Origin of the sequence: Streptomyces sp. NPDC001406, from assembly GCF_042895285.1 — a bacterium.
Taxonomy (GTDB): domain Bacteria; phylum Actinomycetota; class Actinomycetes; order Streptomycetales; family Streptomycetaceae; genus Streptomyces.
Window position 1 is genome coordinate 26,980 of record NZ_JBIAWG010000025.1, and the last position, 20,362, is coordinate 47,341.

16 protein-coding genes, 4 tRNA genes and 1 pseudogene are annotated in these 20,362 nt (G+C 69.8%); 10 read left to right on the plus strand and 11 right to left on the minus strand.

Annotation, left to right across the window (positions count from 1 at the left end):
- The 3 genes from ACFY1J_RS41675 to ACFY1J_RS41685 form a co-directional block, all read right to left on the minus strand.
- Positions 1-1,932, minus strand: a 1,932-nt coding sequence (locus tag ACFY1J_RS41675) for a DEAD/DEAH box helicase (RefSeq protein WP_390733039.1), incomplete at its 3' end; no start/stop codon positions are given.
- A gap of 236 nt (positions 1,933-2,168) precedes the next feature.
- Positions 2,169-2,675 carry a hypothetical protein gene (locus ACFY1J_RS41680; RefSeq protein WP_390712294.1) on the minus strand — a complete coding sequence of 169 codons (507 nt, stop codon included), beginning with the start codon at positions 2,673-2,675 and terminating at the stop codon, positions 2,169-2,171.
- A gap of 78 nt (positions 2,676-2,753) precedes the next feature.
- Complete coding sequence (locus ACFY1J_RS41685) at positions 2,754-3,104, minus strand: metallopeptidase family protein (protein ID WP_030989320.1); 351 nt, start codon at positions 3,102-3,104, stop codon at positions 2,754-2,756.
- Positions 3,105-3,210: 106 nt separating this feature from the next.
- Here ACFY1J_RS41685 and ACFY1J_RS41690 point away from each other — a divergent pair, with 106 nt between their 5' ends.
- The 4 genes from ACFY1J_RS41690 (at position 3,211) to ACFY1J_RS41705 (ending at position 5,129) form a co-directional block, all read left to right on the plus strand.
- Positions 3,211-4,767, plus strand: coding sequence for a metallophosphoesterase (locus ACFY1J_RS41690; RefSeq protein WP_390733040.1), 1,557 nt, complete (start codon positions 3,211-3,213; stop codon positions 4,765-4,767).
- Positions 4,768-4,847: 80 nt separating this feature from the next.
- A tRNA-Glu gene (locus ACFY1J_RS41695) sits at positions 4,848-4,920 on the plus strand.
- A 36-nt stretch (positions 4,921-4,956) separates the two neighbouring features.
- A tRNA-Asp gene (locus ACFY1J_RS41700) sits at positions 4,957-5,031 on the plus strand.
- A gap of 24 nt (positions 5,032-5,055) precedes the next feature.
- Positions 5,056-5,129, plus strand: a tRNA-Phe gene (locus ACFY1J_RS41705).
- Between the two features lie 579 nt (positions 5,130-5,708).
- Here ACFY1J_RS41705 and ACFY1J_RS41710 read toward each other — a convergent pair.
- Both ACFY1J_RS41710 and ACFY1J_RS41715 read right to left on the minus strand, forming a co-directional pair.
- Positions 5,709-5,939 (minus strand): annotated as a pseudogene (locus ACFY1J_RS41710) (hypothetical protein); the annotation flags it as partial.
- Positions 5,940-5,965: 26 nt separating this feature from the next.
- Positions 5,966-6,283 (minus strand): PadR family transcriptional regulator, encoded by a 318-nt coding sequence (locus ACFY1J_RS41715; RefSeq protein WP_390712296.1) that lies wholly within the window; start codon positions 6,281-6,283, stop codon positions 5,966-5,968.
- Positions 6,284-6,460: 177 nt separating this feature from the next.
- Here ACFY1J_RS41715 and ACFY1J_RS41720 point away from each other — a divergent pair, with 177 nt between their 5' ends.
- From ACFY1J_RS41720 to ACFY1J_RS41735, 4 genes are all read left to right on the plus strand, one after another.
- Positions 6,461-6,772, plus strand: a complete 312-nt coding sequence (locus ACFY1J_RS41720; RefSeq protein ID WP_263210376.1) for a hypothetical protein — start codon at positions 6,461-6,463, stop codon at positions 6,770-6,772.
- A gap of 61 nt (positions 6,773-6,833) precedes the next feature.
- Positions 6,834-10,778, plus strand: a complete 3,945-nt coding sequence (gene hrpA / locus ACFY1J_RS41725; RefSeq protein ID WP_390712297.1) for an ATP-dependent RNA helicase HrpA — start codon at positions 6,834-6,836, stop codon at positions 10,776-10,778.
- Positions 10,779-10,871: 93 nt separating this feature from the next.
- Positions 10,872-10,946, plus strand: a tRNA-Asp gene (locus tag ACFY1J_RS41730).
- Between the two features lie 697 nt (positions 10,947-11,643).
- On the plus strand, positions 11,644-11,835 hold the full coding sequence (locus ACFY1J_RS41735; RefSeq protein WP_390712298.1) for a DUF6274 family protein: 192 nt from the start codon (positions 11,644-11,646) through the stop codon (positions 11,833-11,835).
- Positions 11,836-12,296: 461 nt separating this feature from the next.
- Here the strand turns inward: ACFY1J_RS41735 and bldC are convergent, their stop codons facing one another.
- Positions 12,297-12,503, minus strand: coding sequence for a developmental transcriptional regulator BldC (gene bldC, locus ACFY1J_RS41740; protein ID WP_003949541.1), 207 nt, complete (start codon positions 12,501-12,503; stop codon positions 12,297-12,299).
- Positions 12,504-13,023: 520 nt separating this feature from the next.
- Positions 13,024-13,866: a hypothetical protein gene (locus ACFY1J_RS41745; RefSeq protein WP_363299608.1), complete on the minus strand. Its 843-nt coding sequence runs from the start codon at positions 13,864-13,866 to the stop codon at positions 13,024-13,026.
- A gap of 255 nt (positions 13,867-14,121) precedes the next feature.
- Between ACFY1J_RS41745 and ACFY1J_RS41750 the strand changes: the two genes are divergently transcribed.
- Together ACFY1J_RS41750 and ACFY1J_RS41755 are read left to right on the plus strand one after the other, a co-directional pair.
- The gene (locus ACFY1J_RS41750) at positions 14,122-15,216 is read left to right on the plus strand and encodes a Leu/Phe/Val dehydrogenase (protein WP_390712299.1); all 1,095 of its coding nucleotides are present in this window, start codon (positions 14,122-14,124) and stop codon (positions 15,214-15,216) included.
- Between the two features lie 296 nt (positions 15,217-15,512).
- Positions 15,513-15,767 (plus strand): DUF3073 domain-containing protein, encoded by a 255-nt coding sequence (locus ACFY1J_RS41755; RefSeq protein ID WP_390712300.1) that lies wholly within the window; start codon positions 15,513-15,515, stop codon positions 15,765-15,767.
- 176 nt (positions 15,768-15,943) lie between these two features.
- Here the strand turns inward: ACFY1J_RS41755 and purM are convergent, their stop codons facing one another.
- From purM to ACFY1J_RS41775, 4 genes are all read right to left on the minus strand, one after another.
- Complete coding sequence (purM, locus tag ACFY1J_RS41760; protein WP_390733041.1) at positions 15,944-17,041, minus strand: phosphoribosylformylglycinamidine cyclo-ligase; 1,098 nt, start codon at positions 17,039-17,041, stop codon at positions 15,944-15,946.
- 34 nt (positions 17,042-17,075) lie between these two features.
- Positions 17,076-18,605: an amidophosphoribosyltransferase gene (purF, locus tag ACFY1J_RS41765; protein WP_363299603.1), complete on the minus strand. Its 1,530-nt coding sequence runs from the start codon at positions 18,603-18,605 to the stop codon at positions 17,076-17,078.
- 73 nt (positions 18,606-18,678) lie between these two features.
- Positions 18,679-19,485: an META domain-containing protein gene (locus ACFY1J_RS41770; protein ID WP_390733042.1), complete on the minus strand. Its 807-nt coding sequence runs from the start codon at positions 19,483-19,485 to the stop codon at positions 18,679-18,681.
- A gap of 50 nt (positions 19,486-19,535) precedes the next feature.
- Positions 19,536-20,333, minus strand: a complete 798-nt coding sequence (locus ACFY1J_RS41775; RefSeq protein ID WP_390712303.1) for a sterol carrier family protein — start codon at positions 20,331-20,333, stop codon at positions 19,536-19,538.
- Positions 20,334-20,362: the final 29 nt, after the last annotated feature.

A 20,362-nucleotide genomic window follows, 5' to 3' on the forward strand; every position in this document is an offset into this window, starting at 1 on the left:
GTCACGGCGCTCGAAGGAACGGCCACCACGGTCGTCACGGCGCTCGAAACCACCGCGCTCGCCACCACGGTCCGGACGACGCTCGTCACGGCGGAAGCCGCCACGGTCGTCACGGCGCTCGAAGGAACGGCCACCACGGTCGTCACGGCGCTCGAAACCACCGCGCTCGCCACCACGGTCCGGACGACGCTCGTCACGGCGGAAACCACCGCGGTCGTCACGACGCTCGAAACCACGGTCACGGTCGCGGTCCCGGTCGAAGGGGCGGCGCTCGTCACGGCGGAAGCCGCCACGGTCGTCACGACGCTCGAAGGAACGGCCACCGCGGTCACCGCGGTCACCGCGGTCGAAGCCACGCTCGTCACGCCGCTCCCGGCGCTCGTACGGCGCGGAGGCCGCCGGGCGCTCGGTGCGGTCGACGTCCTGCGCGACCGGGTGCTCCGGGACGGACGCCTCGATCACGGCCACCGCCTCGGCCGCCGACGCCTGGGCCTCGGCCACCGCGGCCTCGGGGTCCTCGCCCCGCTCGCGGGCGACCCGGGCGACCAGCCGGTCGGCCTCGTCGCGCAGCTCGACGGCGCGCCGCGTGGCCCGCTCCAGCTGCTTGGTGAGCTGGGCGACCTCGCGCTCGGCATGCTGGGCGGCGTTGCCCGCGGACTCGGCCTGGACCTCGGTCATGGAGCGGGCGCCGGTGATCTCGGCGACCTCCGGGTCGAAGGCGGCACCGCCCTGGATGATGTGGCGCCCGGCGTCGACGCCGGCGTCCTCCATGAGGCGGAAGATCTGGCGGCGCTGGTGCGGCAGGGACAGGGAAACGACCGTGCCGGTGCGGCCGGCGCGGGCCGTGCGGCCGGCGCGGTGCAGGTAGTCCTTGTGGTCGCCGGCCGGGTCCACGTTCAGGACCAGGTCGATGCCGTCGACGTGGATACCGCGGGCCGCGACGTCGGTGGCGACCAGGACGTTGACGTAACCGTCCTTGAAGTCCGCCAGCGTGCGGGTGCGCGCGCCCTGGGTCATGCCGCCGTGCAGCGCGTCCGCCTTCACGCCCGCGTCACGCAACTGCTCGGCAACACGGTCGGCGCCCAGCTGGGTGCGGACGAAGATGATGGTGCGGCCCTTGCGGGAGGCGATCGCGGCAGTGACCGGCGCCTTGTCCTTGGGCTTCACGATCAGGATGTGGTGCGACATCGTCGTGACCGCGCCCTGGGCCGCGTCCACCTCGTGCGAGACGGGGGACTGCAGGTAGCGGTCGACGAGGGTCTGGATCTCGTTCTCCATCGTCGCGGAGAACAGCATCCGCTGGCCGCCCGCCGGAACCTGGTCGAGCAGCTCGGTGACCTCGGGCAGGAAGCCCAGGTCGGACATCTGGTCGGCCTCGTCGAGAACGGCGATCTGCACGTCCTCCAGGGAGCAGGCACCGCGGTTGATGATGTCGCGGAGGCGGCCCGGGGTGGCGACGAGGATGTCGACGCCCCGCTCCAGGGCGTAGATCTGGTTGCCCATCGACGTGCCGCCGCAGACGACCTTCATCTTCAGGCCGAGGACGTCGCCGTACGGCTGGAGGGCGTCCGCCACCTGCATGGCCAGCTCACGCGTCGGCGTGAGGATGACGGCGCGCGGGCGCTTCTTCTCCGTGCGGCCACCGGCCAGCGTGGCCAGCGTCGGCAGACCGAAGGAGAGGGTTTTGCCGGAGCCGGTGCGGCCACGGCCGAGGATGTCCTTGCCGACCAGGGCGTCCGGGATGGTCGCGGCCTGGATCGGGAACGGGACGGTCACGCCGTTCTGCGCGAGCTTGCGCACCACGCCCTCGGGGAGACCGAGGTCGGCGAAAGTGATCTGAGGGGTGTCAGCGGTCTCGGTGACCTCGGTCGACTCGTCGTTCTCGAACTCGTTCTCGGACACGACGATGTGATCTGTGCTGGACACGGACATGCGAATGCGAAACCTTCCGGAGTCTCTTCGGCACGCGCCCGTCAACTCCGTGATTCGCAATACGACCGCCTCAATGCGGTCCGCCACGGCAAAGGAGAGTACGCGCCACACGGCGCGCTCTGCGTTGGCGCCGGGCAAATGGGATCAAACGATCTACCACCATACGCACCCACCGCCCCCCAAGGCAAACTCAACCCACGAGACGCTGGTCACGTACCCACACCAGCCCGTACCGACTACGCCGGAGACCCCGCCTCGGGCGCCGGCTCCCGATCCCCCAGCTGCGGCCCCGCCTCCTCGTGCGCCGAGGACGACGGCTCGGCCGTCGGCGGGGTCGACACGGGCGGCGGCGGGGTCGACGCCGGAGGCTCCGGCTCGGGAGGCGTCGGCGTGGGGGTCGGCGGCGCCTGGGTCGGCGCCGGAACCCCCGGCTTCTGACTGCCGCCCGGCCCGGCCGGCGACACGGAGGAACCGCCCGCCCGCGTCGGCGCCGCCGACGCCGACTCATGCTTCCCGTGCTTCGCCTTCCGCCCGCGCTTGTGCTTCTCGCCCTCGGCCCCGTCGTACCCCACACCACCCCCCGACACCACCGACCCCCCGTCGGCACCATCACCGCCCCGACGCCCCGACGAGTGCGAGGGGGTCGCCCGGCCGCCGTCCTCGCCCACGCTCACACAGCCGGCGGCAGCCGTCACGGCCAGCACCGCGGCGGCCAGACGGACGGGTACGTACTTGGGGCGCACGGCGGCCACCTCCGGGGGAGGATGAAGGAGTCGCCGTGCCCAACTCCCGCCGGACTCAAGAAGACACGCGCCCGGCCCTCACCCGTACCCGAGCGCATGCAGCCGCTCGTCGTCGATCCCGAAATGGTGGGCGATTTCGTGCACCACGGTGACCTCGGTCTCCGCGACGACGTCCTCCCGCGTGTCGCACATCCGCAGCGTCGGCCCCCGGTAGACCGTGATCCGGTCGGGCAGCACACCCGCGTACCACTCGCCGCGATCGGTCAGCGGCGTCCCCTCGTAGAGCCCGAGCAGCTCGGGATCGTCCGCCGGGGGCTCGTCCTCCACGAACACCGCGACGTTGTCCATCAGCCGCGTCAGCTCCGGCGGAATCCGGTCGAGCGCCTCGGCGACCAGTTCCTCGAACTCCTCGCGCGTCATCTCCAGCACACGGACATTGTCCGGTACGGGACGGCCACAGGAGCGTCGCGAACCGACGGACACGTCGGCCGCCAACACCCGCATATCCACTGCCGGGCTTGGGCATACGCGACCAATGGCCCGCGTCCCCGTCGCAGCCCGCAACCGGATCATCTGCACGCTCACCCGGCGTCGCCCGAACCGCCACGCCCCGGAACTCGCCGCCCAGCCACACCCCTGGAAGCGCGCCCTCGGCATGACGGTCGTCGTCCTCGTCGGCGCCTGGCTCGGCCTGCTGATCGTCGGCAACGTCAGAACCCAGGTCGGCCCGATGAACACGACGATGGCCCTGCGCCCGTCCCTCAGCGGCGGCACGAAGATCAACGTCTCACCGCTGGGCGCACTGACACTCGACAGCCATGTCGCACCCGTCCGCCTGGACGTGAACGTCGACCAACTCGACCCCGTCCGCTCACAGGCCCTGGTCGACCACCCCGAGCGCCTCGCCGGCCTCCAGGACGAGGTCGCCCGGGACGTCGAGCACGGCACGCTCGACCTGGCCCTACGGTCCTGCGTCGCCGTCGTCTCCGGCGCGACCGCACTCGGCCTGGCCGTCTACCGCCGCCCCCGCCGCGCCCTCGCGGCCGGCGGACTCGCCCTCACCCTGCTCGCCGCCTCGGGAGCGACGGCGTACGCCACCTGGAACCCCAAGTCGGTCCTGGAGCCGAAGTTCTCCGGCCTGCTCTCCTCCGCGCCCTCCCTGGTCGGCAACGCGCGCAGCATCGTCACCGAATTCGACGTCTACCAGAAGGAGTTGGCGCGCCTGGTGACGAACGTGACGAAGCTCTACGACGTCACCTCCACGCTCCCGGCCTACCGGCCCGACCCGAGCACGATCCGGGTCCTGCACGTCTCCGACATCCATCTGAACCCGGCGAGCTGGAAGATCATCGCGTCGCTCGTGACCGAGTACAAGGTGAACGTGATCGTCGACTCCGGCGACACGATGGACCACGGCACGGCGGCGGAGAACGGCTTCCTCGACCCCATCGCGGACCTGGGCGCGCCGTATGTATGGGTCCGGGGCAACCACGACTCACTTCTCACCCAGAGCTACCTGGAGCGGATGAAGAACGTGCGCGTCCTGGACGACGGACGGGCACAGACGATCGCGGGGCTGCGGTTCGCGGGCATCGGCGACCCCCAGTTCACCCCCGACCGCTCGGGCCGGCCGGGCGGCAACGCGGCGGAGGAACTGGCCGGGGACCGGCTGGCCACGGCCCTGCGCGACCAGCGGGCGGCGGGCACGCCGGTGGACGTGGCCGTGGCCCACGAGCCCTCCGCCGCCCGGCGCACGGACGGCGAGGTGCCCCTGGTGCTGGCGGGCCACCTCCACCACGAGCAGACGGAGGTCATGAAGCGGGGGACCCGGCTGCGGCTGGAGGGCTCGACGGGAGGCAGCGGGCTGCGTGCGGTGGAGGGCAAGTACCCCGATCCGGTCGAGGCGTCGATCCTCTACTTCGACCGGGCCACCCGGCGGCTCCAGGCCTGGGACGAGATCAGGCTGGGCGGCCTGGGTCTGACGACGGCCGAGGTCAGCCGTCATCTCCCGGAGGAGAACCGGCCTGGCGCGAATCCCACGCCGAGCGCCCCCACCACCCCATCGGGGACGGCCTCGCCCACGGGGCCGTAAACCGTTTTGGCGATACTCCCCGCCATCCCATATGCTTCTCACGTCCCCGACGCGCTGAGAAGCGCCCAGGCGGGCCGATAGCCCTCATCGTCTAGCGGCCTAGGACGCCGCCCTTTCAAGGCGGTAGCACGGGTTCGAATCCCGTTGGGGGCACGCAAGATCGTGTGCGACACTGTTGCACGCAAGCTTGGTCCTGTGGAGCAGTTTGGAGTGCTCGCCACCCTGTCAAGGTGGAGGCCGCGGGTTCAAATCCCGTCAGGACCGCTGAGGCTTCCTCGGAAGCTTCGTGGCTGGGTAGCTCAGTTGGTACGAGCGTCCGCCTGAAAAGCGGAAGGTCGCCGGTTCGACCCCGGCCCCAGCCACAACCGCCCTACCAGGGCATACACCCCCTCCAGGAAGTCCCGGAGGGGGTGTCTTCGTATCGGGCACGCCAAGCGGTACGTCTACGGATACGCCTACCGGTCCCTCGAATCGCCGGGCGCCGACGCGAGCTCGATGCCGCGGATTCTGCGCAGCCAGCCGACGAACAGCCGGAGCGCGACTCCGCAGCCGGCACACCAACCCCAGCCCTCGGTGACAAGGGCATGCAGCCCGTCCTCGTACTGGATGAACACCACCTGCGCACCGACGCCGAACGCGATCGTTCCGCGCGTGCGCGACTCGACCGACAGCAGCCAGTCGACAGGCACCCACAGCGGAGCAACGAGGTCACGAACCCGCATGCGGACCGCCGCCCAGAGGAAGCCGATGGCGTAGCGCATCCTGCGGCGCGGCGAAAGGACGATCCCGCTGTCAGGATCACCGGCAAGAACCGCGGCCCACTCCTCTCGCAGATCTGCCCTACGGCCGCCGACCACGAAGGAAGCCAGGCCGAGAGTCCCACGCGCAGCCCTGCCGATCCGGTGCCCCCTCCCCCCTGAGGCCTCGGGCTCCTCCTCCGCGGCCTCCGGAGAGGGCCGGTTGCGCAGGGCGGTGAGCAGCAGCCCGACGGCGGCGACGAGAATCGCGGCCGCGGTGACGACCCCGAACACCCACCCTGACGTGATCATGGTCTGGGCAAGCGCCTGCTGGGGATCGAGTATCCGCAGGATGTAACCCACGAGCAGGAAGATCGCTGCCAGCATGCCGGCCAGCACTGGTGCCAGCACCGCGACAACAGCCACGGCGCCGGCGGCCTCGACGCGCCGCTCATCCGCACTCACGCCGTGCCCCCTTCAGCCGCCGTGCGCAGCCCGAAGAATCGGGGCTTCCGTCGCCTGGCCTCCTGGGCGGCCTGCTGACCCGCGGCGGTGAGCTCGTAGTAGTACCGCTTGGGCCGCCCGGGATGCTCACCCTTCTCCTCGTACCTGGTGACCCAACCGGCGTCGACCAGGCGTTCCAGAATGGGGTAGACCGTGCCGGACCCGAGATCGGCTTCCTCGCAGATCTTCAGCCCCCAGGCCGGATTGTCGGCAGTGGACGCCAGCAACACCTTGATCACCTCAAGTGTTGGGCGCGTAAGGCGAATTGATGCCATGTCACGAGTGAAGCACTCGGCCGACCGTATGTCGAGAACGACAATCGGGCGGGCCGCCGGTGAGGCCCCGGAACCGGAGCAGAACGCGGCCGTCGACATCACTTGGCAGAAGCCCTGGGCGGCGCTACGTTCTGCCTGGTCGGCGTGGTGATGTGCGACCCGGGGGGGGCGGGGACGATGAGCCGGGACGAGTCGAGAGCCATTCGGGATACCGAGCTGGAGAAGGACCGGGCGCGGTACGGGCTGCTTGCCGTGGTCATCAGTAATCTCGCCATCGCGGGGGTCGCGATCTTCGGGGTGTGGCAGCTCGGCGGTGACAAGGCGGTGATCGTCGGTGTGCTGACGGCCGCGTTCACCGCGGTCAGCAGCATGACCACGGCCTACCTGGGGATCAAGGCCGTCTCCAACACCGCCAGGTCCATCGCCCTGGGCGACGGCTCCCGCGGGCGCGAGCCGCAGTCGGCTCCTCCGGTGCAGCGCACCCCCTGAAAACACCGTGGTGCAAAAGCGTTCGCCACGGATTTCCCCGGGGTGAGATCCTGGGCGGCGTATGTCTACGCATCCCGCCCCCGCCCTCGGCGCCCTCGCCCCCCGCCTGACCGAGCTGTCGCTGCGCGACGCGCACCGGCTCGGGCGCAGGCTGGAGGGTGCGCGCAAGATCCGTAAGCCCGAGGCCCGTGCCGCTGTTCTCGCCGAGATCGAGACCGAGGTCGCGAAGGCCGAGGCACGGATGGGCGAGCGGCGTGCCCGGGTGCCCGCGGTCGGCTACCCCGAGCAGCTGCCCGTCAGCCAGAAGAAGGACGTGATCGCGGCCGCCATCCGTGATCACCAGGTCGTGATCGTCGCCGGTGAGACCGGGTCCGGCAAGACGACCCAGATCCCCAAGATCTGTCTTGAGCTCGGGCGCGGGGTCAGGGGCATGATCGGGCACACCCAGCCCCGTCGTATCGCGGCCCGTACGGTCGCCGAGCGCGTGGCCGAGGAGCTGGACACCCCGCTCGGCGAGTCCGTCGGCTGGAAGGTGCGGTTCACCGACCAGGTGAACCCGGACGCCACCTTCATCAAGCTGATGACGGACGGCATCCTGCTCGCCGAGATCCAGACGGACCGCGAACTGCGCGCCTACGACACGATCATCATCGACGAGGCCCACGAGCGGTCCCTCAACATCGACTTCCTGCTCGGCTATCTGGCCCAGCTGCTGCCGAAGCGGCCGGACCTCAAGGTCGTCATCACCTCCGCGACGATCGACCCCGAGCGTTTCTCCCGGCACTTCGGCGACGCGCCGATCGTCGAGGTCAGCGGCCGGACGTATCCGGTGGAGGTGCGGTACCGACCGCTGCTGGAGGAGGACTCCGAGGACGCGGACCGGGACCAGATCACCGCGATCACCGACGCCGTCGAGGAGCTGATGGGGGAGGGCCGGGGCGACATCCTCGTGTTCCTCTCCGGTGAACGGGAGATCCGGGACACCGCGGACGCGCTGGAGAAGAAGAAGTACCGCTTCACGGAGGTGCTCCCTCTCTATGCCCGGCTCTCGCACGCCGAGCAGCACCGCGTGTTCCAGCCCCACAGTGGCCGCAGGATCGTTCTGGCGACGAACGTCGCCGAGACATCGCTCACCGTCCCGGGCATCAAGTACGTCATCGACCCCGGCTTCGCCCGTATCTCGCGCTACAGCCACCGCACCAAGGTGCAGCGCCTCCCCATCGAGGCGGTCTCGCAGGCCAGCGCCAACCAGCGCAAGGGCCGCTGCGGCCGTACGTCCGACGGCGTCTGCATCCGGCTGTACAGCGAGGACGACTTCAACGGGCGGCCGGAGTTCACCGACGCCGAGATCCTCCGTACGAACCTCGCCTCCGTCATTCTGCAGATGACCGCCGCCGGCCTCGGCGACATCGAGAAGTTCCCCTTCATCGACCCGCCGGACCACCGCAACATCCGTGACGGCGTGCAGTTGCTGCAGGAGCTGGGCGCCCTCGATCCGACGCAGAAGGACGTGCGCAAGCGGCTCACGGACACCGGCCGCAAGCTCGCCCAGCTGCCCGTCGACCCGCGGCTGGCCCGTATGGTCCTGGAGGCCGACAAGAACGACTGTGTCCGCGAGGTCATGGTGATCGCCGCCGCGCTGTCCATCCAGGACCCGCGCGAGCGCCCGGCCGACAAGCAGACCCAGGCCGATCAGCAGCACGCCCGCTTCAGGGACGAGACGAGCGACTTCCTCGCCTATCTCAACCTCTGGCGCTACCTCCGCGAGCAGCAGAAGGAGCGGGGCTCGTCCGCGTTCCGGCGCATGTGCAAGCAGGAGTACCTCAACTTCCTGCGCATCCGCGAATGGCAGGACATCTACACCCAGCTGCGCACGGTCGCCAAGCAGATGGGCATCCACCTCAGCGAGCAGGACGCCCCCGACGACCGCGTACACGTCTCCCTCCTGGCCGGGTTGCTCTCGCACATCGGCATGAAGGACGTGAAGGACGGCGCGAAGAACGAGTACTTGGGCGCCCGGAACGCCAAGTTCGCGATCTTCCCGGGCTCGGCCCTGTTCAAGAAGACCCCGCGCTTCGTGATGTCGGCGGAGCTGGTGGAGACGAGCCGGCTGTGGGCCCGGGTCAACGCGAAGATCGAGCCGGAGTGGGTCGAGCCGCTCGCCGGGCACCTCCTCAAGCGGACGTACAGCGAGCCGCACTGGGAGAAGGACCAGGCGGCGGTGATGGCGTTCGAGAAGGTCACGCTGTACGGCGTACCGATCGTCGCCCAGCGGAAGGTCAACTACGGCCGCATCGATCCGGAGGCCTCGCGCGAGCTTTTCATCCGCAACGCCCTGGTCGAGGGCGACTGGCGCACGCACCACAAGTTCTTCGCCGACAACCGCAAACTCCTCAGCGAGGTCGAGGAACTGGAGCACCGCGCCCGTCGCCGGGACATCGTCGTCGACGACGAGACGCTCTTCGACTTCTACGACCAGCGGGTCCCCGACCATGTCGTCTCCGGCGCCCACTTCGACTCCTGGTGGAAGCGCAAGCGGCACGAGCAGCCCGACTTCCTGGACTTCGAGCGGGAGATGCTCATCCGGGAGTCGGCGGAGGCGGTCACCAAGGCCGACTACCCCGACTCGTGGCGGCAGGGGCAGCTGAAGTTCCGGGTGACCTACCAGTTCGAGCCGGGCGCGGATGCCGACGGCGTCACCGTCCACATCCCGCTCCAGGTCCTCAACCAGGTCACGGACGAGGGCTTCGACTGGCAGATCCCGGGGCTGCGGGAGGAGGTGGTGACGGAGCTGATCCGCTCCCTGCCGAAGCCGATCCGCCGCCACTACGTGCCCGCTCCGAACTATGCGAAGGCGTTCCTGGAGAGGGCGGTGCCCTTGCAGGAGCCGCTGACGGTCACCATGGCCCGCGAGCTGAAGCGCACGGTCGGTGTGCCCTTCGAGGCCGACGACTTCGACTGGGCACGGGTCCCGGACCATCTGCGGATCACCTTCCGGATCGTCGACGAGCGGCGCCGCAAGCTCGCCGAGGACAAGGACCTGGAGGCGTTGAAGCTGCGGCTGAAGCCGAAGGCGCGCCAGGCCCTGTCCCAGGCCGCGGCGGCCACGGCCGAACGCCGGGGCGGGGAGTCCCTGGAGCGCAAGGGCCTCACGGACTGGACGATCGGCTCGCTCACCCGGGTCTTCGAGACCCGCCGGGCCGGCCAGCCGGTGAAGGCGTACCCGGCGCTGGTCGACGACGGGGACACGGTGTCGGTCCGGCTCTTCGACACGGAGGCGGAGCAGGCCGAGGCGATGTGGAAGGGCACCCGGCGCCTGATCCTGCGCAACATCCCGGTCAACCCGGCGAAATTCGCGAGCGATCGCCTGACGAACGCGCAGAAGCTGGCGCTGTCCGCGAATCCGCACGGTTCGATACAGGCCCTGTTCGACGACTGCGCGATGGCGGCGGCGGACAGGCTGATCGCCGACTTCGGCGGGCCGGTGTGGGACGAGGAGTCGTACCGGAAGCTGTACGACAAGGTGCGCGCGGAGATCGTCGACACGACGGTGCGTGCGGTCACGCAGGTGCAGCAGGTCCTCGCCGCGTGGCAGGCCTGTGAGCGCCGTCTGAAGGCCGTACGCAGCCCCGTCCTCCTACCCAACCTCACGGACGTACGCACCCAGCTGGACGCCCTCGTGAAGCCCGGCTTCGTGACGTGGGCGGGCATACGGCGGCTGCCGGACCTGATGCGCTATCTGGTGGCCGTGGACCGTCGTCTCCAGCAGATGCCGACGGGCGTCCAGCGGGACACCACCCGCATGGAGAAGGTCCACGAGATGCAGGACGAGTACGCCTGGCTCCTGGAGCAGCTTCCGCAGGGCCGTCCCGTACCGTCGTCCGTCCTGGACATCCGCTGGATGATCGAGGAGCTCCGGGTCAGCTATTTCGCGCATGCGCTCGGCACGGCGTACCCGGTCTCCGACAAGCGGATCGTGAAGGCGATCGACGCCGCGGTCTCGTAATCGCCCCTGCACGCAGGGTGAGTTCGACCGGCGGGCTCACCCTCCTGTACAGTCTCTTCTCGCAGCGCAACGCACAAAAGCGCCGCGAAACCTGGTCCTGTGGAGCAGTTTGGAGTGCTCGCCACCCTGTCAAGGTGGAGGCCGCGGGTTCAAATCCCGTCAGGACCGCAACGATGAAGGCCCGCACCGATACGGATGCGGGCCTTCGCCGTATCCCCACCCACTCACCACCCTGTCGAGGTGGAGGCCGCGCCCGCGGCGGAGCCGCAATCGGACAGGGCAAATCCCGTCAGGACCGCAACGATGAAGGCCCGCACCGACACGGATGCGGGCCTTCGCCGTATCCCCACCCGCTCACCACCCTGTCAAGGTGGAGGCCGCGCCCGCGGCGGAGCCGCAATCGGACAGGGCAAATCCCGTCAGGACCGCAACGATGAAGGCCCGCACCGACACGGATGCGGGCCTTCGCCGTATCCCCACCCGCTCACCGCCCACTCACCACCCTGTCGAGGTGGAGGCCGCGCCCGCGGCGGAGCCGCAATCGGACAGGGCAAATCCCGTCAGAACCGCGGCAACGAAGGCTCGCGCCGTTCACGGATGCGGGCCTTCGGCATACCCCCACCTCTCAGCGCCGGCCGGCACCGATCAGCCCGTCCGGCGTTTGAGGACGAGGCCGTTCAGGCCGAAGCGGGGGTCTGGGGGCGGCAGCCCCCAGCAGAGGCCCGCACCAACACCGGCGCCAAGAACAAGCACCGGCACCCGGAACAGCGGCCCACCCGGCGGAGCCCCCCGCTCTTGACGGCGTCACATTCCGTCGGTACCCAGAAAGCAGGCCCCGCTCTCGTGCGGCCCCCGGAGGTGGCGTATGGCGGCATCTGTCAGGCACGAGACGCGAGCCCTGCTCCGCGCGCACCTGTCGGCCGCCTCCTCCTACCGGCACCTCACCCGCCACTGTCCGATCTGCCACCGCCTGCTGCGGCTGGCGATGGACTCCGCCCCGCCGGGCGTTCAGGCCCCGGGGGGCGCCGTAGGGGACGAGGCCGCCCCGACGGCGTAGCGCTCGCGCACTCCCAACAACCGTGCCACAGTGGGATGCTGGAGCCCGTGCCTCCTCTAGCGCACATGGACCACCGGCAACAAGCCACCCGGCATGTGACGGGTGTCACCACATGATTTTCTGAAACCCCGGTACTTACTCCCGTCCTACAACGGGTCAATTTAATATGTGCAATTGCACCGCTCCCAGGGAACATCCACAGCGGATCCGACACCCCTCCCCAGACTCCGACAAGCCCGCGCACAGACCCTCCGCACCAGGGCTTTCGGCGCACAAAAAAGATCGCGCTGGACCCGGCGGAGTCCAGCGCGATCTACGACGCACCCTGTGTCACTTGCCTGAGAAGTTCCCGTTGGCCTGGGCGAGGGTCCTGTTGGGGCAGGTCCCGCGTCGCTTGGAGCTAGGGTCCGGGCACCTCGGCGAGTTGGGGGACCAGCCGTTTTGCCCGGTTATGCAGTTGTTCAGGCCTCGCTGCGCTGCTGCGGGATGCCCGCGAGAAGAGCGCGGACCTCGGCCTCGCGGTAGCGGCGGTGTCCGCCGAGCGTACGGATGGAAGTGAGCTTGCCGGCCTTCGCCCACCGCGTGACCGTCTTGGGGTCGACGCGGAACATCGTGGCGACCTCAGCCGGGGTCAGCAGCGGCTCGGCATCAGGGGTGCGAGCGGTCATGAGCGGCCTCCTCGGGAGAACCGAACCTTCTCGGTTCTTTCCTCTAAATTCTGCACCTTGACCCGCGTTGCCCGAAATGGTGGACGCGAGTCGAGTCGGTTATAGGACGAACGGCTTGTCCTCGGCACTACAACTACACCATCTGTCCAGCCGCGTCGGCCAAACCGATGGAATTGCCCTCCCAGGTAGTCATCAGCCGCGGAAGCCGATGGACCATGCCATAGCGGACAGTCACGCCACTGTGACGATCAGTCACAGGACGATCGGGAGGCACCAGACCCCCCAAAGCATTGCAATGCTGAGATTCCGCCCAGAACGGAGCTTAGTTGGGCGGACGGAGCCTTCCCCGGACTCCTTGTCCTATTTTGGCATGAGGAGCGGCAAGAGGCGCAAGGGCCGCGTAAGTGCGGTCCGTCACCCTTGACACAAAAGCCCGGATCGGAACCAACGCCCCGTCAGGCGACCTAAGTGGCGTAGACCGTACGTCGTCCGGGGCGGTTCGGGCCGTGACGTACGTCACTCAGTTCGCGGACCGCCGGTCCCGTACCGTCCGCCACCGCTCCACGAGCCGCCCGTACGCCTCCCCCGCCGCGGCCCCGTCGCCCCTGCGCAGCGCGTCGATGCCCTCGGCCACGTCCGCCGCCGAGTGGTCCCCCTCCAGCTCGCCGGCCGGCACCACATGCGCCAGGCCGCCGTAGTCCAGCTCCACCAGCGAGCGCGGGTGGAACTCCTCCAGCCATCGCCCCACGTCCACCAGGCCGTCGATCAGCGGCCCTTCCTCGATGGCGTCCTTGAGTGTCCGCAGTCCCCGGGCCACGCGCCGCCTGGCCTGCACCATGGGCGTGCGGTAACGCAGCAGGGGAGCCTCCTCGGCACTCCCCTTGGCGTACTCCCGCTCCTCGTCGGAGACCAGCACGAACCAGTTCAGCGGCACCTGCCAGGTGGCGGTGCGGATCCAGGGGCGGGCATCGGGGTTGCGGGTGAGCCAGCGCTCGTAGTCCTGGGCGGCCTGCCGGCGCACGACCGGCGGCAGCGCCGCGTCCAGGACGGACGGCGGGAACTCCTCGGGCAGCTCGCCCAGGGCCTGCCAGCCGCGCAGCCGGGTGCGCCAGGGGCAGACACAGACCACCCCGTCGACGTCCAGCACGAAGGCGTCGCCGCTCTCGTGCACCGGCACCGGGACCGGCGGGGTGGGCAGCAGATCGGCCAGGGAGCGGCGCAGCTCGTCCTGGTAGGAGGGGCGCTCGGGACGGCGGGCGTAGCGCGCCCAGTGAGCGCGCTCCGGCTCCGGGAAGGCGGCCAACGGCTCGTACACGCGTAGATACGCCGCGTAGGGGACGATCACCGAGGACACCTTGGGCACGCCTGCTCCCTCCCCACCGGATAGGGCTCGAAACCCGCACGGGACCTGTACGGGATCCGTACGAGGCGTCCCGAAACGGGCGGGAAACCACTGCAAATCGTGCCACGCGCACGCGTGCGCGCACGGCGCGAGAGAGTGATCCTGAACACTGCGCGGATGGTGGGTGGGCACAGGCTCTACGCTCATGCCACAGCACCCGCCACCCGCACGGGAGCTGGTCTTTCGACCGCCGCAACTTACCCGGGAGTCACCACCGTGACCGACGTAACCGGCGCACCTGCTGATGTACTGCACACCCTGTTCCACTCGGACCAGGGCGGTCATGAGCAAGTAGTGCTCTGTCAGGACCGCGCGACCGGACTCAAGGCCGTGATCGCCATCCACTCCACCGCTCTCGGCCCCGCGCTGGGCGGTACGCGCTTCTATCCGTACGCGAACGAGGCGGAGGCCATCGCCGACGCCCTCAACCTCGCGCGCGGGATGTCGTACAAGAACGCCATGGCCGGGCTCGACCACGGCGGCGGCAAGGCCGTGATCATCGGCGATCCGGAGCGCATCAAGACCGAAGAGCTGCTGCTCGCCTACGGGCGGTTCGTGGCCTCGCTCGGCGGTCGCTACGTCACCGCGTGCGACGTCGGCACGTATGTCGCCGACATGGACGTCGTGGCCCGAGAGTGCCGCTGGACCACCGGGCGCTCCCCGGAGAACGGCGGCGCGGGCGACTCCTCGGTCCTCACCGCCTTCGGTGTCTACCAGGGCATGCGCGCCTCCGCCCAGCACGTGTGGGGCGACCCCTCGCTGCGCGGCCGCCGGGTCGGCATCGCCGGTGTCGGCAAGGTCGGCCACCACCTGGTCCGGCATCTGCTGGACGAGGGCGCCGAGGTCGTGATCACGGACGTGCGCGAGGACGCCGTACGGCGGATTCTCGACCAGCACCCGGGCGTCACGGCGGTCGCCGACACCGACGCGCTGATCCGCGTCGAGGGCCTGGACATCTACGCCCCCTGTGCGCTGGGTGGCGCGCTGAACGACGACTCCGTGGCGGTGCTCACGGCCAAGGTCGTGTGCGGCGCGGCCAACAACCAGCTCGCCCACCCGGGTGTGGAGAAGGACCTCGCGGACCGCGGGATCCTCTACGCTCCGGACTACGTGGTGAACGCCGGCGGTGTGATCCAGGTCGCCGACGAGCTGCACGGGTTCGACTTCGACCGGTGCAAGGCGAAGGCGGCGAAGATCTTCGACACCACGCTGGCCATCTTCGCACGTGCGAAGGAAGACGGGATTCCGCCGGCCGCCGCGGCCGACCGGATCGCCGAGCAGCGGATGCACGAGGCCGCCGCGGCACGCTGACGCCGCGGTTCCGCGAGGTTTGCCGGTACCCGTCGGCGGACAGTTAGAGAGAACTCTCACGTTCGTCGGCGGGTCGGCCGCCGATAAGTGGTTAAAATCGCGGTTGACCAGCGAGGACGGGGCGCCTCGCGGGTTCTGGGCCGAGGCACGTGCTGCGGGCGACGTACCGTATGGGCGCGGGCTCAGGTACCGTGGAAGCCCTACGGACCGGTCTCTCCACGGAGAGCCCGTTCCAGATCATGAACGCGTGTCAAGACTCTGGGGCCGTCGAGCCCCGTCACCGAGGGGGTCGAGCCATGGGGCGCGGCCGGGCCAAGGCCAAGCAGACGAAGGTCGCCCGCCAGCTGAAGTACAACAGCGGCGGGACTGACCTGTCGCGTCTGGCCAGCGAGCTGGGCGCTTCGACTTCGAGCCAGCCGCCGAACGGCGAGCCGTTCGAGGACGACGAGGAAGAAGACGACCCGTACGCCCAGTACGCGGATCTCTACAACGACGACGACGAGGACGAGGACGACGAGTCCGGTCCCGCGTCGCATCGTCGCGGCGCTTGACGTAGCGCGCTTCGCGGTCTCAGCGTCTCAGCAGCGACTGCACTTCACCCGGTCCGGGGCCTCAGCGCCGGACCGGGTTTCGTGCTGCCTCCCGGGGCGCCGGGCCCGGAACTGCCGGGCCCTGACGGTCGCGGGGCCGTGCGGCCCGCGACCGTCAGGCGCAGTCACCGGGACCGTCAGGCGTAGTCACCGATCAGGGCCGCGCCCGAGTCGTGCTCGCCCCGGTCCGTGATCTCACCGGCGACCCAGGCGTCGACCCCGCGGTCGGCCAGTGTCGCCAGGGCCACGTCCACCGAGGCCTCGGGCACGATCGCGATCATGCCGACGCCCATGTTGAGGGTCTTCTCCAGCTCCAGGCGCTCGACGTCGCCGGTCCTGCCGACGAGGTCGAAGATCGCGCCCGGGGTCCAGGTGGAGCGGTCGACGACGGCGTGCAGCTGGTCCGGGATCACCCGGGCCAGGTTGGCCGCGAGGCCGCCGCCGGTGACATGGCTGAAGGCGTGGACCTCGGTGGTGCGGATGAGGGCCAGACAGTCCAGTGAGTAGATCTTGGTGGGCTCCAGGAGCTCCTCGCCGAGCGTGCGGCCGAGTTCCTCGATGTGCGCGTCGAGCGCCAGGCCCGCCTGGTTCAGCAGGACGTGACGGACCAGGGAGTACCCGTTCGAGTGAAGCCCGGAGGACGCCATGGCGATCACCGCGTCACCCTTACGGATACGATCCGCGCCGAGCAGCCGGTCGGCCTCCACGACGCCCGTACCGGCGCCGGCGACGTCGAAGTCGTCCGCACCCAGCAGGCCCGGGTGTTCGGCCGTCTCACCGCCCACCAGGGCGCAGCCGGCCAGCACACAGCCCTCGGCGATGCCCTTCACGATGGCGGCGACGCGCTCGGGGTGGACCTTGCCGACGCAGATGTAGTCCGTCATGAACAGGGGCTCGGCACCGCACACCACGATGTCGTCCATGACCATGGCGACCAGGTCGTGCCCGATGCTGTCGTAGACGCCCATCTGTCGCGCGATGTCGACCTTGGTGCCGACGCCGTCCGTGGCGGAGGCGAGGAGCGGACGCTCGTAGCGCTTGAGGGCGGAGGCGTCGAAGAGGCCGGCGAAGCCGCCGAGGCCGCCGAGTACCTCGGGGCGCTGGGTCTTCTTCACCCACTCCTTCATCAGCTCGACGGCGCGGTCGCCCGCCTCGATGTCGACTCCGGCAGCCGCGTAGGAAGCACCGGCGGAAGGGCCCGTCGCCGACGGCGACTGATCAGACACAGCAGACATTGTCTGGGATCTTTCGGGTTGGTTTCTACGGGGCTTACGGGCGACGGATCGCGTCGGCCGCGGCCGTGGCGGCGGGCCCTGCGGCCAGCTCGGTCTCCAGGAGCTGCTTGCCGAGCAGTTCGGGGTCCGGGAGCTCCATCGGGTACTCGCCGTCGAAGCAGGCGCGGCACAGGTTCGGCTTGGCGATCGTGGTCGCCTCGATCATGCCGTCGATGGAGATGTAGGCCAGGGAGTCGGCGCCGAGCGAGGTGCCGATCTCCTCGATCGTCATGCCGTTGGCGATGAGCTCGGCGCGGGTGGCGAAGTCGATGCCGAAGAAGCAGGGCCACTTCACGGGCGGCGAGGAGATCCGGATGTGGACCTCGGCGGCGCCGGCCTCGCGGAGCATGCGCACCAGGGCACGCTGGGTGTTGCCGCGCACGATCGAGTCGTCGACGACGACCAGGCGCTTGCCCCTGATGACTTCCTTCAGCGGGTTCAGCTTCAGCCGGATGCCGAGCTGGCGGATGGTCTGCGAGGGCTGGATGAAGGTCCGGCCGACGTAGGCGTTCTTCACCAGACCGGCGCCGAACGGGATGCCGGAGGCCTCCGCGTAGCCGATGGCTGCCGGGGTGCCGGACTCCGGGGTCGCTATCACCAGGTCGGCCTCGACAGGGGCCTCCTTGGCGAGGCGGCGGCCCATCTCGACGCGCGAGAGATAGACGTTCCGCCCGGCGATGTCGGTGTCGGGGCGGGCGAGATACACGTACTCGAAGACACAGCCCTTGGGCTTCGCTTCCGCGAATCGGGAGGTGCGCAGACCGTTCTCGTCGATCGCGACGAACTCGCCCGGCTCTATCTCGCGGACGAAGCTGGCGCCGCAGATGTCGAGGGCGGCGGACTCGGAGGCGACGACCCAGCCGCGCTCCAGGCGGCCGAGGACCAGCGGGCGGATGCCCTGCGGGTCACGGGCCGCGTAGAGGGTGTGCTCGTCCATGAACACGAGCGAGAAGGCGCCCTTGACCTGCGGGAGGATCGCGTGCGCGGCCTCCTCGATGGTCAGCGGCTTGCCGTCCTCGTCGACCTGGGCCGCGAGGAGCGCGGTCAGCAGGTCGGTGTCGTTGGTGGCCGCCACCCGGGTGGACCGGCCGTTGTTGTCCTTGGGGAGGCCCGCGACCATCTCGGCGAGCTGCGCCGTGTTGACCAGGTTGCCGTTGTGGCCGAGCGCGATGGAGCCGTGCGCGGTGGCGCGGAACGTCGGCTGGGCGTTCTCCCACACGGACGCGCCGGTGGTCGAGTAGCGGGCGTGACCGACCGCGATATGACCCTGGAGCGAACCGAGAGAGGTCTCGTCGAAGACCTGGGAGACCAGGCCCATGTCCTTGAAGACGAGGATCTGGGAGCCGTTGCTGACCGCGATTCCCGCGGATTCCTGACCCCGGTGCTGGAGGGCGTAGAGCCCGAAGTACGTGAGCTTTGCGACCTCTTCACCCGGAGCCCAGACACCGAAGACGCCACACGCGTCCTGGGGGCCTTTCTCGCCGGGGAGCAGATCGTGATTGAGTCGACCGTCACCACGTGGCACGGCACCGAGTGTAGGCGAGATCGACCACTGGTCCGAATTGGCCAATGCGCCGAAGTTATGCGTTCTCAACCGGTCACTCGTCGGCCACGGCGGTCACGGTCTCTCCGTTTTCGCTGGTCAGCGTGAGGTTTCGATGATCCAATCGGTAGCTGACGGTGCCGTCGAAGAGCCGCAGCAGACTCTTTTCCGTATGCATGAGTGAGGCGTCGCACATCATTCGGGTCGTCGCGGGAGAGCCCAGGGTGATACGGGTGTCGCTGACCGTGGCGCGCGCGGTGACGTGATTGCAGCCCAGGCGGCCGCTGACCTTTCCGCTCCTGCGGTCGAAGGTGAGATGGGCGTCGGCGCCCTTCGGCAGGGAGCTGACGGTGTCGCCACCGGCACCGAGTGCCGTGATCGTCCACTTGGTGCCGTAGAGCGGGGCGTCCTCCTCCTTGGTCAGCCGGACGGTGTCGCCCCCGGTGGTGGTGAGGGTCAGCCGGTCGCCGTTCACCCGGGTGGTGAGGGGGCCGGCGGCGAGGGTGCGGGCGAGGGTCCGCTCGAAGGCCATGGGCCGTGCCTCGCACGCCATCTCGGTCGCCGTGGTGTCGCTGAGCCGGACGCGGTCGCCCTCGAACGCGGCCCGCGCGGTGAAGTGGTTGCAGCCGTAGTTGCCCTCGGTCCTGCCGCTGTCGTCGATCGTCACGTTGGCGCCCGCCGGGGCACTGCGTGTCGTGCCGTCCACGGTGACGCTGTCGACGATCCAGTGGACGCCGGTCACCGGCTCCTGGGCTCCGGCGGATCCGCTGCCCGGGTGCCCGCTGCCACAGGCCGCCGCGAGCGGAACGACGAGCACGACGGCGGCGGCCGCCAGGATCAGACGCTCTTTGTGCCTGCGCATGTCGATTCGACGGACGGACCCGGAAGATCGGTTCCCTCCGCACGCGCCTCCTAGGACATCAGCGGCAACAGGGCCGCGAGATCCGCCCGCTCCCCGCTCGCGCTCACCTTCGCCGCCTCGATGGCGTCCTTCCAGAGCAGCCGCCCGGTGGCGAGCCGGATCCAGGTGAGCGGGTCGGTCTCGACGACGTTGGGCGGGGTGCCGCGCGTGTGCCGGGGCCCCTCGACGCACTGCACGACGGCGTACGGCGGGATGCGGACCTCGGTGGAGCCGCCGGGGGCCTTCACGGCGAGCGCGTCGGCGAGCAGGCGGGTGGTCGCGGCGAGGGCCTGGCGGTCGTAGGGCACGTCGAGGCCCGGTACGGCCGCGTTCAGGTCGTCGGTGTGGACGACGAGTTCCACGGTGCGGGTGACGAGGTAGTCGTCCAGGGGCAGGGCACCCGCGCTGGTCGCCAGCAGCCGGCTGCCGGGATGCTCGTCGAGAAGCCCGCGCAGGCTCCGGTCGACGTCGGCGAGATAGGCGTCGAGGTCGGGGTGCCGCTCGACCAGGCGCCGGGTGAAGTCGGCGATGGCGGAGGCATTGACGGCGGTGGCGAAGGGCCACTCGACGACGGTGACGTCCTGCCGGGGCGGCGCGGGCTCGTCGAGCGCCCGGTGGACGGCGGTGACGGCCATCCCGATGTGCGCGATCAGCTCCCGTACGGTCCAGTCCGCCAGCCGGGTCGGCAGCGCGAGTTGCTCGGAAGTGAGGGTGCGGACGGCCTTGCGCACGTTCCCGAACTGGGCCTGCACAGCGTCGCGGATCCTGGCGGGGTCGTACGTCCGTGCGCGCTTCTTGGGCGTGGGCATGGCGGTGAGCCTAGGGCCAAGCGGTGGTC

Coding starts and splice junctions, on each gene's coding strand:
- bldC (WP_003949541.1), bottom strand. CDS start 12,503: ATGACCGCTCGCACCCCTGATGCCGAGCCGCTGCTGACCCCGGCTGAG.
- ACFY1J_RS41690 (WP_390733040.1), top strand. CDS start 3,211: ATGGCCCGCGTCCCCGTCGCAGCCCGCAACCGGATCATCTGCACGCTC.
- ACFY1J_RS41720 (WP_263210376.1), top strand. CDS start 6,461: ATGAGCCGGGACGAGTCGAGAGCCATTCGGGATACCGAGCTGGAGAAG.
- ACFY1J_RS41775 (WP_390712303.1), bottom strand. CDS start 20,333: ATGCCCACGCCCAAGAAGCGCGCACGGACGTACGACCCCGCCAGGATC.
- ACFY1J_RS41755 (WP_390712300.1), top strand. CDS start 15,513: ATGGGGCGCGGCCGGGCCAAGGCCAAGCAGACGAAGGTCGCCCGCCAG.
- ACFY1J_RS41735 (WP_390712298.1), top strand. CDS start 11,644: ATGGCGGCATCTGTCAGGCACGAGACGCGAGCCCTGCTCCGCGCGCAC.
- purM (WP_390733041.1), bottom strand. CDS start 17,041: ATGTCTGCTGTGTCTGATCAGTCGCCGTCGGCGACGGGCCCTTCCGCC.
- hrpA (WP_390712297.1), top strand. CDS start 6,834: ATGTCTACGCATCCCGCCCCCGCCCTCGGCGCCCTCGCCCCCCGCCTG.
- ACFY1J_RS41770 (WP_390733042.1), bottom strand. CDS start 19,485: ATGCGCAGGCACAAAGAGCGTCTGATCCTGGCGGCCGCCGCCGTCGTG.
- ACFY1J_RS41715 (WP_390712296.1), bottom strand. CDS start 6,283: ATGGCATCAATTCGCCTTACGCGCCCAACACTTGAGGTGATCAAGGTG.